This is a genomic window from Pseudomonadota bacterium (genome assembly GCA_039196715.1).
GTDB lineage: Bacteria > Pseudomonadota > Gammaproteobacteria > CALCKW01 > CALCKW01 > CALCKW01.
In genome coordinates, this window is the sequence record JBCCUP010000021.1 from 52,265 (window position 1) to 65,314 (window position 13,050).

Here is a 13,050-nt window from a genome sequence, read left to right on the forward strand (position 1 = left end):
CGCGTCACGGGTTGAACGGCGACGGCGCCTCCAGCGACCAGCGCTGTGCGAGCGCCGCCTCTCGGTAGACGATGCGCTCGGGCTGCACTCGCCAGGCCTGTGCCACCGTGTCGTTCAAGCCAGTGACTTCAGTGTCGAGCAGCAGCTCGGCCGCGCCGGTCAACTGCAAGACCGCACCTGTGTCGAAATCCGGAAAAACGAGCCCGACACGGCCGGTTTCGAGGATGTTGCCGAAGGTGTTGAAGAAGCGGTTGCCGGGGTAGTCCGGGATCAGCAGGCTGCCGTCGCGCTCGACCTGAACGAACCCCGGTTTGCCACCGCGGTGCGACACATCGACAGCGCGCCCGGATGCGGTGTCCGCGTAGGAGGCGACAAAAAAGGTGTCAGCCGCATGCACGCCCTGCAGGTAGTTCGTGTCGGTGGCGGCGAGCTCCAGCGGCTCGGTGGACGGTTTCGCTGTGACGGCGGCGTCCCCCACCGGTGCGCGTACCTGTATGTACTTCGGGCAGTTGCCCATGGTCTGTTCGACGGCGACATCGACGCCCTGATCGGAGACAGCGCTGATCTGTCCGTTCACGCGGTTGCGCCGACGGGTGCCGAGTTCGATGCCCAGCAACCCGATGGCGCGCCCGTCACTGAAGCCGGCGTGTGCCGGGTCGGTGTTCGCCACGCTGGCCGCGATGTGCAGGCGCGTTGGCGAGCGTGCGTCGACAAAACCCGGTTGGCCCTGAACGACGGTGGCCCAGGGACGGTCCGCCGCATCGACCACGCCCGCCACCATGAACGGCAGGCTCTCGTAGAACCGCTGGTGCTGCTCTGGCATGAAAGGGCGCAGCACGCGCTGGCCGAGGCGTTCCATCTCCGCCTGCACGCCGAGGCGTGCGTGCAGCGCGCGCTCGCCGCGGTGCCAGGGGGAGGGCGGGGCACCGTCTGCAGGCGTGAATTCGCTGTGCTCTTCGGTCACGGTGTGAACTCCGGTCGTCAGGCGGCGTCGTGGGGTGCAAACGGCGTGAAGCCCGGCAGGGCTTCGACGCGTTCGAGCCAGCGTGTGATGTGCTGGTAGGTGCTGCGGTCGATGCCCGCGTCCACGACCCGTTCGGTGTAGCTGTACAACGCGACGTCGGCCAGCGTTGCGGTGTCGCCGGTGAGGAAGGGCCGGTCGGTCAGCGCGGCGTCCATCTGCGCGAACAGCGCGTGTGAGCGGGCCGTCACGTCGGCTTCGTCGAACGGCGCGCCGAACAGCACGCGCAAGCGCGCGTTGCAGGGGCCGAACGTGAGCGGGCCCGCGGCAATGGACAACCACTGTTGCACGCGCGCAGCACCGAGCGGGTCTTCCGGTAGCCACTGCGCGAGCGCAAACCGCTTCGCGAGATAGACAAGGATCGCGTTGGAGTCTGCCACCACCACGTCGCCGTCGGTCAGCACCGGCACCTGTCCGAACGGGTTCAGCGCGAGAAATGCCTCGCTGTGCTGCTCTCCGGCCGGGAGATCAACCGTCTTGATGTCGGCGTCCAGCCCGTTCAGCGAGAGGAACAGGCGCACGCGGTGGGCGTGTCCGGAGAGGGGGAAGTCGTACAGCGTGAGTGCCATGGGGAGCGCCCTGTGGGTGTGGGCTCCAAGACTGGCGTCACGGCGCGGTCTTTTGTAGAGGCGTGCGGCGACATGCAGTCTTTCGCGCGGCGAAAGACCGTCTCGCCTCAGCCGTTGCCCCAGCTCACGGTCGGCTTGTGGAGCTTTTGCAATGCCGACACAGCTTCGCCGCGCAAGCGCTGGATCAGAAGCTCTGCGATGTGCCGGCCGGCTTCGACCAGGTCTTCGCGTACCGTGTCGATCTGGGGGTACAGCGCCGGCAGCAGCTCGGTCGTGCCCTTGCAGACGAGGTTGAAGTCACGCCCACACTGCTTGCCGGCGTCGGTCATCCCGCCCAGTACGGCCACGGCGGTCACGTCGTTGCTGCAGATGATTGCGTCGGGTGGCGCCTTCGACGTCGCGAGGTTACAGGCGAACTCACGCGCGCTTGCAGCTGTGTCCAGGCGTTTGGTGTCGAGCACCACGTCGCCGTCCAGGCCACGTTCAGACACCGTGCCCTTGAACTGCGCGACGGTGTTGTTGAAGTTGGTGGTGCCGTTGTCGAAAGGCACGTAGAGGAAGCGCGTGCGGCCCAGGGCGAGCAGCCGGTCGACGGCCAACTCGATGAACCGCTCAGCGTGAAAATCGACATAGGCATGGTCGAAGTCGAATGCCGTGCGGCCGTGCGTCACGAAGGGCAGGCCGGCGTCAGCGAGGCGCTGCACCCGGACGTCGTGCGTGCTGGTGTGGGTCAGGATCACACCGTCCGAGGTGCGGTTCGTGAGGATGTAGTTGAGGCTGTCGAGCGGGTCGCTGCCGGGCAGTTCCGGGGTGACATTCAGGTGATAAGGTGTGCGCTGAAGGTGCGAGCCGATACCCTGAATCAGCAGGCGCGTGTAGTCGAGCGTGTTGCGTTCGGTCGACAGAATCAGCGTCAGGACGTTGGTTTGCCCTGTACGCAGCCGCACGCCGGCACGGTTCGGCACGTACCCCAGCTCTGCCGCCGCGCGCGCCACGCGGTCGCGTGTCTCTTTCTTGAGCTTCGATCCGTCGCGCAGTGACAAGGACACGGTCGACAGGCTCAAACCGGTCATGTCGGCGATGGTTTTCAGCGTGGGCGCTTTGGTGACGGGGCGGTCGGTCATTGCATTCGGGGGCTGCCCGGACGGCGCTACAACGTTGCAGTGTTACCTATTGTCACACGTTTGCCCGCTGCGCGGCCGATTCCGGCGTGATGGTTGGATGTGGTGGTTGGCTGCCTGTGGCATCGCAAAGAGCAAGAAATGAGTTGCAACGTTGCAATTATCCGTGCACAGTTGTGCAGGAATGCAGCCGGTCCGCCGGTGCATCCTCAGAATGCTTAAAGCGATGATCCCGCAGGGAGGGAGTACATGACACACACCAAAAAGGGGCCTGGTGCCCGACTTCTGTTGAGTTCGGCGATTGGTCTGGCGCTCGTTGCCGGCACCGCATCGGCGGACACCATCCGGTTCTGGACCACCGAAGAGCAGCCCGAGCGTCTGGCGAAGCAGCAGGCGATGGCAGCGGACTTCGGGTCGGCCTCGGGTCACACCGTGGAGGTCATTCCGGTCTCCGAGAGCGACCTCGGCACCCGTGCCACTGCGGCGTTTGCGGCCGGTGATCTGCCGGACGTGATCTACCACACGCTGCAGTACGCGCTGCCGTGGGCCGAAGCCGGTATCCTCGACACCGACGCGGCATCCGAGTTGGTCGAAGAGCTCGGCACTGACACCTTCTCTGCCGGTCCGCTCTCCATGGCGGCCGTTGAAGACGGGGTGGCATCCGTGCCGGTCGACGGCTGGACCCAGATGGTGGTTTACCGCAAGGACCTGTTCGACGCCGCCGGCCTCGAGGCTCCGTCCTCCTACGCCAACGTCCAGGCCGCGCTCGACGCCCTGCACAACCCACCCGAGATGTACGGCTTCGTCGCCGCGACCAAGGTGGACGAGAACTTCATGAGCCAGGTGCTGGAGCATGTGTTCCTCGCCAACGGCGTGTCGCCGGTCAACTCAGACGGCTTCGCTCCGCTCGATGAAGCGGCGACCACCGAAGTGCTGGATTTCTACAAGGCGGTGGCTGCAGCATCGCCCCCGGGTGAGCTGTACTGGAAGCAATCGCGCGAGCTGTACTTCTCCGGCAACGCGGCGATGATCATCTGGTCTCCCTTCATCCTCGACGAGCTCGCCGGTCTGCGTGACAGTGCGGCGCCGAGTATCAACGACGACCCGACCACGCGTGAGCTGGCGGCGAAGACCGGCATCGTGACCAACTTCAGCGGTCCGTCGAACCCGGACGGGGCTGCCTGGGGTGACGTGCGCTACTTCGGTATCACCTCAGATGCCAACACCGATGTCGCGCAGGACTTCATCACGTATTCGATGGACGAAGGCTACGCTCAGACGCTGTCGATCGCAGCGGAAGGCAAGTTCCCCGTGCGCACTGGCACCGCGGACGAGCCTGGCAAGTACACGGCGATCTGGTCCGAGCTGGATGTCGGCGTGGACCGCAAGGCACCGCTGAAAGACCTGTACTCGGCCGAGATGCTCGACGAGATCGTCGGCGGCCTGCAGGTCGCGCAGCGCTGGGGCGTGGCGGAAGGTCAGCTCTCGCTGGCATCGAAGATGATCAACAGCCAGGTCATCAACCGCGTTGTGCGCCAGTACATCGACGGTGAAGTGGATGCCGCAGCCGCCGTGGCAGCCATGAACGACGAGCTCTCGAAGGTCAACTGAGCCGCCGTTTCGGTTGGTGGGCACTCGGCCCACCAACCGACCCCTCTCCATCCCATTCACGTTCGTTGCGGTGGGCAGCAGTATGACAACAGCGACCCCAATACCCCCAACTTCCCGTGGTGCTTTGGAGCGCCGCGAAGCCAAACTCGCGTGGGGCTTGTTGGCACCCACGATCGCCATCGTGAGTCTGGTGATCCTGTTGCCGCTGCTGGCGATCTTCTGGATCAGCTTCAAGCCGGTCGGTTTGAGCGACCTGCGCCCCGTGAGTACCGTGGTGCGCGAGAGCCTCCGCAGCCGTGGTGACAACTACCGCATCGAGTACCGGGTGCGAAACTCCTCGCAAGACAAGGTGCTCAGCGGCGTGCGCTTTGAAGACACGATTCCACCGGGCGTCACACTTCTCGAGGTGCCGGAGGCCTGCACGCTGTCGGGCAGTGCGCTCGCATGCGACTTCGGCGATGTGCCTGGCGGCTTCAACGAGCGCCTGCGCATTCCCGTTGAACTCGACGGTGACCCCGATGCACTCGAGGACGTTGTCGAAGGCAGTGAGCCGCTCAAGTTCGGTTCGGGCGACAACATCCTGACCAACGCCTCGTTCACGCTCGACAACTTCAAGCGCATCTTCGACAGCGCAGAGTTCATGAGCGTGCTCTGGGCCACCACGTTCTACACCGTCTTCGGCACCATAGGCGCCCTGGTGGTGGGGCTGTTCGCTGCGCTCTTGCTGAACAAGAGCTTCGTCGGCAAGGGCGTGTTGCGTGGTCTGTACCTCTTTCCCTACGTGTCACCGATCATCGCGGTGGCGTTCACCTGGGTCGCGCTGCTCGACCCGTTTTCCGGGTCCCTGAACGCGTTGCTGGTCCAGATGGGTGTGACCGACACGCCAATCAACTTTTTTGGCCAGAAACCCCAGGCGTTGATCATGGTGACCGTGTTCGAGATCTGGCGGTACTTCCCGCTGTCGTTCCTGTTCATCCTCGCGCGGATGCAGTCGATCGACACCGACATGTACGAAGCCGCCGACATGGACGGCGCGAGCCCGTTCCAGAAATTCTGGTACCTCTCGCTGCCCATGTTGCTCGGCATTCTGTCGGTACTGTTCCTGCTGCGTTTCATCTGGACCTTCAACAAGTTTGACGACATCTTCCTGCTCACCGGCGGCAACGCCGGCACGCGAACACTGACCGTCAACGTCTACGAGCAGGCCTTCGCGATCTCCAACATCGGTGCTGGTGCCGCTGTCGCGGTGGTGATCTTCGGCGTGTTGCTGTGTTTCAGCTTCTTTTTCTTTCGCTACATGTCGCAGGAGGAAGGGCTGTGAAGAAATTGTGGTTTGGCTACATCACCGGCCCGATTCTCGGCGTCCTCTGGCTGTTCGTCGTCGCGACAACGGTCGCCGTGGCGATGTCCTTTGCCTCGGGTGAGTTGTTTCGTCCGAGCCTGTTGTTGTCGCTGATCTGGGGCATCGTGCTTGCCGTGGTGGCGTTGAAGAAGCCCGGTGACAAGCTCGTCATGGGCGGTGCGGTGGGCGCGTTGCTTGTGCTGACCTACTTCGGGATCGGGCCGATGTTCATCGGCGACGCTGTGGCCACGTCGACCCGCGCGGTCGGTGCGCTCCTGCTCGCGCTCGCCGCGGTCGTCTCGCTCTGGAAAATCCTCGAGGACTGCCCCTTCGCTGCGCTCAACCGGCACGAGTTCGAAGAGGCCGTGATCCGCTTTCTGACCGGGTTCGGGTTCATTGTCTTCACGGCGGCGGTGTTGATTCCCTTCTACGTGATGGTCATGACCAGCCTGAAATCGCAGCAGGCGCTCCTCGCGAACCCGCTGGATTTCTCGATCGACCTGAGCCGGGGGCTCGACCTCTTCCGCAGCTACATCGAGCTGTTCCGCGACTTCAATTTCGGCAGTTATCTCTGGACGAGTTTCTTCGTCTCCGTGCTCACCGTGCTGATCACCCTGTTGTTCAGCGTGCCCGGCGCCTATGCCGTTGCGCGGCTCCGGTTCAAGGGGCAAGCGGTCTTCTCTCGCTCGATCCTGCTGATCTACATGGTGCCGATGATCGTGTTGGCCCTGCCGATTTACATCGCCTTCTCGGTGACGGGCCTTCGCAACACGATTTCCGGTTTGATCCTGATCTACCCCGTGACCACCATCCCGGTGGCGCTCTACATGCTGCAGGGCTATTTCCGCGGCTTGCCGGTGGAAGTGGAGGAGGCCGGTCTGATGGACGGTTTGAGCCGCTTGCAGGTGATTCTCAAGATCACACTGCCGCTGTCCTTGCCCGCGATGGTGTCGGTGTCGCTCTACGTCTTCATGATTGCCTGGAACGAGTTCCTGCTCGCTTTCATGTTGCTCGACGACCCGTCGAAGTTCACGCTGACGCGCGGTGTCGCGATGTTGAACAGTTCGGAAATTCCTCGACAGCACCTCATGGCGGGTGCCGTGATCGCGACCATTCCGATCATGGTGCTGTTCCTCGGCCTCGAGCGCTTCATGACCAAGGGCCTGACCGCCGGCTCAGTGAAAGGGTAAGCAGATGAGCACCGCGCAGTCGCTTGACGACAAGGCCCGTACCATCCTTCAACAAAATGACAAGGGCGGTTACACCGTACCCACGCACGGGCTCTACCCCTACCAGTGGAACTGGGACAGCGCCTTCGCGGCGATGGGCTTTGCCCAGTTCGACATCGACCGTGCCTGGGTGGAGCTCGAGACCCTGTTCTCCGGCCAGTGGGATGACGGCATGGTGCCGCACATTCTCTTTCACCAGATTGACGACGGCTATTTCCCGGGCCCGGACGTGTGGCAGGGCAGGGGGCCAATACCGTCATCCGGCATCAGCCAACCGCCGGTAGCGGCAACGCTGGCGCGTCGGGTGTTCGATCGGGATCCCGAGTTCGGTGCCGCCAGGCTCGCTCCCCTGTTCGACAAGCTGCTGGCCTGGCACCGGTGGTTCATGGATTGGCGGCTGGACTGCGGCGCCGTGTGCATCACGCACCCGTGGGAAGCCGGCCGCGACAACGCACCCGACTGGGACATCGGCATGGCGGCCATCGACCCGGTCGGCGTCGGCACCTACACCCGTCGGGACATCTCGCATGTCGACAGCGACATGCGGCCGACGAAATTCGACTACGACCGGTATATCTGGTTGGTGCAACGCGGCGCTCGCCTGAACTGGCAGCAAGCGGATTTGCTACAGGATTCCCCGTTCCGGGTAGCCGACCCCACCATGACGTTCACCCTGCTGAGGGCCAACCGTGACCTCCTTGTGCTGGCAGATGTGCTCGGACGTGATACGAGCAAAATACAAGACTGGATTTCTGTGCTCGAGGCTGGCGCCGAGACCCTCTGGAACCCGACGCACGGCCATTTTGATGGCCGAGACGTGCTGACTGGCGAGTGGGCCAACTCGCTGTCGAACGCGTCGTTCCTGTGCTGGTATGCCGGCATCGATTCAGCCGAGATGCGTGAGCACTTGCGGCATGTGCTGGCTGAAGTCAGCTACGGTATCCCGTCGCTTGATTTGCGGGACGAACGGTTCGATGGACAGCGGTACTGGCGCGGTCCGGTGTGGGGCATGATGAACATGATGGCCGGGCTTGGCATGAATGAAATGGGCATGCCGGAGGGCGAGGCGTTGCGGCAAAGCACGGCCAAACTCATCGCCAAGCACGGCTTCGCAGAGTATTTCGATCCACGGGATGGTACGCCAGCCGGCGGCCAATCGTTTACCTGGACGGCCGCCGTATGGCTCGGCTGGGCGTCCCCGACAGCGGAGGCAGTGTAGTGGGCTCCATTCACCTCAAAGCCGTAGAAAAGTGGTACGGCGATGCACAAGTGATCAAAGGCGTGGACCTGCAGATCAACGACGGCGAGTTTGTCGTCTTCGTCGGACCGTCGGGCTGTGGAAAATCCACGCTGCTGCGCATGATCGGTGGTCTCGAGGACATCAGCCGCGGCGCACTCGAGATCGATGGCAGTGATGTGACCGACCAGCCGCCGTCGAAACGGGGTCTGTCGATGGTGTTTCAGAGTTATGCGCTCTACCCGCACATGAGTGTGCGAGACAACATGGGATTTTCGCTCAAGACGGCAGGGGCACCCAAGGCCGAGATCGATGAGAAGGTCGACGCGGCGGCGCGCACACTGAAGCTCGAACAGTACCTCGACCGCCGGCCGAAGGACCTCTCGGGCGGGCAACGCCAGCGCGTCGCGATCGGGCGCTTGATAGTGCGCGAGCCGACGGCGTTTCTGTTCGACGAACCGCTCTCGAACCTCGACGCCGCATTGCGGGTCGAGATGCGCCACGAAATCTCGAAGCTGCACCAGAGCCTGTCGGCGACCATGATCTACGTGACGCACGACCAGGTTGAGGCCATGACCCTGGCCGATCGTATTGTGGTGCTGGAGTCGGGCCGAATCATCCAGGTCGGCACGCCGAGGGAGCTGTACTCCGATCCGGCGAACACGTTCGTCGCGCAGTTCATTGGCAGCCCGAAAATGAACGTCATGCCTTGCGACGTGGCCGAGGGTACGTGCACGGTGCGCGGTGGTCGGTCTGTGCCCCTTCCGGGTGGCGCGCCGACGCAACTCGGCATCCGGCCCGAGCACATCAGCGTGGGGGCGGCCGGCAGCGGTGCCTGCGATGGCCGTGTCGACGTCGTCGAGTACCTTGGCTCGGACACCTTTGTGTTGTTCGATTGCGGTCCGGCGGGTGCCGTCAACGTGCGAATTTCCGGCGAGACCGATCTTGTGCCTGGCGACAGCGCAGGCCTGGGCTTTGACGCCAGCCGCACGGTGTTCTTCGACGCGGCAGGCGAACGCGTGCGGGCCTGATACCAGCGCCGACAGTCCCCGACGCACCGGTGGCACCCACGGTGCGTTTGCGTTGTCTCGACAACAGAAACCGGCTCGGCAAGCGTGTCTTGCACGCCGGAATGCGCTCGGCGTTCAAGGTGACCGGCACGCTGCCGATACCCTGCCTATCGTGCGTTAGTTTACGAAGCATCCCGGCGAGCGCTGCGCCTGTGACGCCTCGTGGACGCGCTTGATGTCGACGTAGAGGACTCGAATGATGGGCCAGCGGGTGCAGGGTTTTACCCTGATTGAGGTTTTGCTGACGCTCGCAATTGTCGCGATCCTGTCGAGCATTGCCATACCCAGCTACAACGTCTTTCTGACGCGCGCTCAGTTGATGGAGGCGGTGTCCCTCTCCCAGGAGATCCGGGTCGCGCTGGTCGAAACGCACATCGATCGCGGCCGGTTTCTCGACGCCAATCACGGTGACCTCGACCAACGCAATGCGTTCGCCGGCCTCGGACCGACCGACAGCTACCGTACCGGTGTGGTCAATGAGATGTGGATCGGTCTGGACGGCGGTGATCCCAACGTGGCGCACATTGTTGTCGACCTTGACGACAGCCTCGCGCACGTCGGCATAGACGCCAACCCTGGCGTGCGTTCACGCCTGACGTACAACCCCGTCACCGGCACCTACACCTTCGAGTGCAACGTCGCGTGGGGCAGCGGCATCCGCGGCGAGTACCTCGCCACCGGCTGCTGAGGCGTCGCCGCGCCACGTCGGGCCCGTCGGGGTGTGCAGCTTAGGGGAAGAGGTCCGGTGGGATCGCTCCGGTTGTGATGCCGTACAAGAGAGCCGCCACAGTGAACACCGACGCCGAAGTCGATACCAACACACACGCCGACGCCCGCTCCAGCCAGACACCGTATTGTTGTGCGATCACGAACACGTTGGTCGCTGTTGGCAGTGAGGCGAGGAGCACGGCGACGAACACCCACTGTCCGTCGAAATTGCCGAAATAGCTCAGACCGAGGTACATCAGCAGCGGGTGCGCGACGAGTTTCATCGGAACGATGTAACCCAGCGCCAGCGGCACGCGCCTGAGCGGGCGCAATGCGAGGGTGACGCCCATGGCAAAGAGGGCGCAGGGCGCGGCAGCCTGCGCGAGGTAGTCGATCAGCCGCCCCAGCGGCTCTGGCGCGCTAAACTCGGCTGCGGCAGCCAACACACCGACCGCCGTTGCGAGCATCAACGGATGCGTGGCAATGCGCTTGATGATTTCGATGCTGAGACGGAGCACCCCGGTCGGTTGGCCGCCGGCCATCGCCATGAGCGTCGGTGCCAGTGCAAAATGCAAGACGTTCTCAAAGCAGAAAATGATCGCAACCGGGATCGCCGCTGTCTCGCCAAAGGCCAGGATGGCGAGTGCCGGACCCATGTAGCCGATATTGCCGTAGGCCGCGGCCAGTGCCTGCACCGTGGACTCCGCAAGGTTGCGTCCGGGCGGGGTCATCGCAAGCACCAGTGTCACCAGGAAAACCGTGAGGGTGACGCCGAGGTTGGTCGCGATGAACCGCCAATTGGCGAGTTGATCGATTGGGGTGCTTGACAGCAGTTTGTAGAACAGCGCGGGCAACGCGAAATACAAGATGAAGGTGTTGAGCCAGCCCAGGGCCTCGATCGGTTGCCTGCTGAGGCGTGCACCCACGAAGCCAAGCAGGATCAAGCCGAACAGGGGCAATATGAGTCCGAGAATGGTCAGCACAGGGCGGCTCAGTCAGCAGAGGCGCGTCTGCCGTGGGCGAGACGCGGTGCGACACAACGGGACCCGCGCTGCGTGCCGCGGAGACCCCCGAGGTGGTGGTGCTCGGCATTCTAGCCGGTTTGTGCGTGCCCAGACGGCGGCCAGAGCGCAACAGCCTGCTCGCCCTCAACGACCACCGACACGCGGAGGCTAGGCGGCGGGCGCCACGACGATGTTGTAGTTGAAATCGGTGTGTCCGATAACGCCGTACAGGCGCAGCCAGAACAACATCAGACCCTCGAGGCCGCGCGAGGCTTCAATGGGTCCCAGGTCGATGGGTGCAGCCCATCCGAATTGGCTGAGGAGCGTCGTCACGTCGGTCTTCGCGTCCGTATCGTTGCCGCAGAGAAACACGTCGTGATCCCCGGGAATGCGTGTGGGGTCGACCATGACGTCGCAGTTCATCGTGTTCAAGGCCTTCACCACGCGTGACTGTGGCAAGGCAGCCTGCAGCGCTTCGCCTGCCGACGTCGTGTTCGCGTGTTCACTCAACAAGCTCGGAGGGAACCCGTTTGAGAAATCCAACGGATTGGACACGTCCAACACGACCTTGCCTGCGAGTGCCTTTGCACCGGCCAGAGCTGCGGCCTCGAGTGTTGCCGAACCGAGCGTGGCAAACACGACCAGATCGCCAAAGGCCGCGGCATCGGCGAAGGTGCCTGATTGGCTCTCGTGCGTCTGCGCCCAGCGCGCGGCGTGCACATTGTCCCGCACGCGCGCGCCCATCATGACCGTGTGCCCAAGCCCCGCGCACCGCGTCGCCAAGGCGTGCCCCACCATGCCCGTGCCCAAGACCGCAATCTTCATGATCTGCTCCTCGTTGATGCGCCGAATGCGCTGAGAGTGGCCAATGTACGCAGTTAACTGTTACTAATAAAGCATCAATAATGGGCATAATTGTCATGAATAATGAAACAATAGACCGTGTGGACCTGCGTATGCTGGTGTGCTTCGAACGCGTTGCCACCCTGGGCAGCTTCACCGCGGCGAGTCAGCAGTTGCAGATGCCCCGCGCGGCCGTCAGTCGACTCATCGGGGCGCTTGAGGCGCGCGTCGGCACGACATTGTTGCTGCGAACGACGCGCAGTGTGTCACTGACCGACGAGGGCCAGGCCCTTGTCAACACAGCGTTACCGGCGTGCGCGCGGCTCAGGACAGCGCTGCTCGACGCGCCTGCGCGCAGCAGCGGATACCGCGGTACGGTGCGTTTTTCCGTCGGACAGGCCTTCGGCCAACGTGCTGTCCTGCCCGCACTGCAGAGCTTCGTCGAACGCTACCCGCAGATTCGGCTGGACATGTCAGTGAACGACAAGCTCGATGATCTGGTCGCCGAGGGGCTCGATTTCGCTTTTCGCGTCGGAGACCTGCCTGACAGTGCCCTGGTCGCGCGCAAACTGGCCGAACTCGACGTCGTGCTGGCCGTGCCTGCGTCGCATCTGTCGGCGGGCACGCCGCCCCGGACGTTGGCCGAGCTGGATGCCTTTCCACTGATCGGTTTTCGCGTCCCCGGCACGCAGCGTCTGTATCGGTGGCAATTCGAACGGGCCGGCCAGATCCAATCCAGAACGCCTACGGACGCGTCGCTGATCACGGACTCGATCGAAGACGTGGCTCAGTTGGTGTGTGGCGGTATGGGCATCGCGCCCCTGCCGCGGTATCTGGTGGCTGATCAGCTCGCTCGGGGTGACATCGTGATCGGGCTTCACGACTATCACATGCCCTCAGTCCCGCTGCACATCTGTTTTCCAGGCCGCGGCGAGCGACCCGCGCGTGTGGATGCACTGGCGGACCACCTGGTGGGGCATATCAAATCTGTTCTCACCTGATCGGCGTCCACCAAACAAAAACGGCAACCCAGGGGTGACCGCCTTCGCCTCATCAACCGGCAGGATTGATTCGCGCCTTTGGCGCTGCCCCCTGCGGGCGGCCTGTCGGCCGTCCCAAACGGCGTTGCCGTTTGGTCGAACGACCGTTCTTACCTAGACGGAGTGTGCCAAACCAAAACGGCCACCCTGGGGGCGACCGCCTTCGCCTCATCAACCGGCAGGATTGATTCGCGCCTTTGGCGCTCACCCTACGGGCGGCCTGTCGGCCGTCCCAAACGGCGTTGCCGTTTGGTC

General features: G+C 63.5%; 12 protein-coding genes. 7 read left to right on the forward strand and 5 right to left on the reverse strand.

The window, feature by feature from the left end:
* Positions 1-4: 4 nt before the first annotated feature.
* From AAGA11_09675 to AAGA11_09685, 3 genes are all read right to left on the reverse strand, one after another.
* Positions 5-964, reverse strand: coding sequence for a pyridoxamine 5'-phosphate oxidase family protein (locus AAGA11_09675; protein MEM9603120.1), 960 nt, complete (start codon positions 962-964; stop codon positions 5-7).
* Positions 965-981: 17 nt separating this feature from the next.
* A complete protein-coding gene (locus AAGA11_09680; protein MEM9603121.1) occupies positions 982-1,590 on the reverse strand; it encodes a glutathione S-transferase family protein in 609 nt (202 codons plus the stop codon).
* 107 nt (positions 1,591-1,697) lie between these two features.
* Positions 1,698-2,714, reverse strand: a complete 1,017-nt coding sequence (locus AAGA11_09685) for a LacI family transcriptional regulator (protein ID MEM9603122.1) — start codon at positions 2,712-2,714, stop codon at positions 1,698-1,700.
* Positions 2,715-2,960: 246 nt separating this feature from the next.
* On the opposite strand from AAGA11_09685, the gene AAGA11_09690 reads away from it, so the two are divergent.
* The 6 genes from AAGA11_09690 to AAGA11_09715 all read left to right on the forward strand — a co-directional run bounded on the left by AAGA11_09690 (position 2,961) and on the right by AAGA11_09715 (position 9,888).
* Positions 2,961-4,322: an extracellular solute-binding protein gene (locus AAGA11_09690; protein ID MEM9603123.1), complete on the forward strand. Its 1,362-nt coding sequence runs from the start codon at positions 2,961-2,963 to the stop codon at positions 4,320-4,322.
* A gap of 82 nt (positions 4,323-4,404) precedes the next feature.
* Positions 4,405-5,643: a sugar ABC transporter permease gene (locus tag AAGA11_09695; GenBank protein MEM9603124.1), complete on the forward strand. Its 1,239-nt coding sequence runs from the start codon at positions 4,405-4,407 to the stop codon at positions 5,641-5,643.
* A complete protein-coding gene (locus AAGA11_09700) occupies positions 5,640-6,854 on the forward strand; it encodes a carbohydrate ABC transporter permease (GenBank protein ID MEM9603125.1) in 1,215 nt (404 codons plus the stop codon). The genes AAGA11_09695 and AAGA11_09700 overlap by 4 nt, the downstream gene beginning before the upstream one ends.
* A gap of 4 nt (positions 6,855-6,858) precedes the next feature.
* Positions 6,859-8,112, forward strand: coding sequence for a hypothetical protein (locus AAGA11_09705; GenBank protein MEM9603126.1), 1,254 nt, complete (start codon positions 6,859-6,861; stop codon positions 8,110-8,112).
* Positions 8,112-9,161 carry an ABC transporter ATP-binding protein gene (locus AAGA11_09710; GenBank protein ID MEM9603127.1) on the forward strand — a complete coding sequence of 350 codons (1,050 nt, stop codon included), beginning with the start codon at positions 8,112-8,114 and terminating at the stop codon, positions 9,159-9,161. Before AAGA11_09705 ends, AAGA11_09710 begins: the two co-directional genes overlap by 1 nt.
* Positions 9,162-9,399: 238 nt before the next feature.
* Complete coding sequence (locus tag AAGA11_09715) at positions 9,400-9,888, forward strand: prepilin-type N-terminal cleavage/methylation domain-containing protein (protein MEM9603128.1); 489 nt, start codon at positions 9,400-9,402, stop codon at positions 9,886-9,888.
* A gap of 40 nt (positions 9,889-9,928) precedes the next feature.
* On the opposite strand, the gene AAGA11_09720 is transcribed toward AAGA11_09715, so the two are convergent.
* Positions 9,929-10,891, reverse strand: coding sequence for an AEC family transporter (locus AAGA11_09720; protein MEM9603129.1), 963 nt, complete (start codon positions 10,889-10,891; stop codon positions 9,929-9,931).
* Between the two features lie 189 nt (positions 10,892-11,080).
* Positions 11,081-11,737 carry an NAD(P)-binding domain-containing protein gene (locus AAGA11_09725; GenBank protein MEM9603130.1) on the reverse strand — a complete coding sequence of 219 codons (657 nt, stop codon included), beginning with the start codon at positions 11,735-11,737 and terminating at the stop codon, positions 11,081-11,083.
* Positions 11,738-11,832: 95 nt separating this feature from the next.
* On the opposite strand from AAGA11_09725, the gene AAGA11_09730 reads away from it, so the two are divergent.
* A complete protein-coding gene (locus tag AAGA11_09730) occupies positions 11,833-12,756 on the forward strand; it encodes a LysR family transcriptional regulator (protein ID MEM9603131.1) in 924 nt (307 codons plus the stop codon).
* Positions 12,757-13,050 lie beyond the last annotated feature (294 nt).

Coding starts and splice junctions, on each gene's coding strand:
- AAGA11_09725 (MEM9603130.1), bottom strand. CDS start 11,737: ATGAAGATTGCGGTCTTGGGCACGGGCATGGTGGGGCACGCCTTGGCG.
- AAGA11_09695 (MEM9603124.1), top strand. CDS start 4,405: ATGACAACAGCGACCCCAATACCCCCAACTTCCCGTGGTGCTTTGGAG.
- AAGA11_09730 (MEM9603131.1), top strand. CDS start 11,833: ATGAATAATGAAACAATAGACCGTGTGGACCTGCGTATGCTGGTGTGC.
- AAGA11_09680 (MEM9603121.1), bottom strand. CDS start 1,590: ATGGCACTCACGCTGTACGACTTCCCCCTCTCCGGACACGCCCACCGC.
- AAGA11_09715 (MEM9603128.1), top strand. CDS start 9,400: ATGGGCCAGCGGGTGCAGGGTTTTACCCTGATTGAGGTTTTGCTGACG.
- AAGA11_09685 (MEM9603122.1), bottom strand. CDS start 2,714: ATGACCGACCGCCCCGTCACCAAAGCGCCCACGCTGAAAACCATCGCC.
- AAGA11_09705 (MEM9603126.1), top strand. CDS start 6,859: ATGAGCACCGCGCAGTCGCTTGACGACAAGGCCCGTACCATCCTTCAA.
- AAGA11_09690 (MEM9603123.1), top strand. CDS start 2,961: ATGACACACACCAAAAAGGGGCCTGGTGCCCGACTTCTGTTGAGTTCG.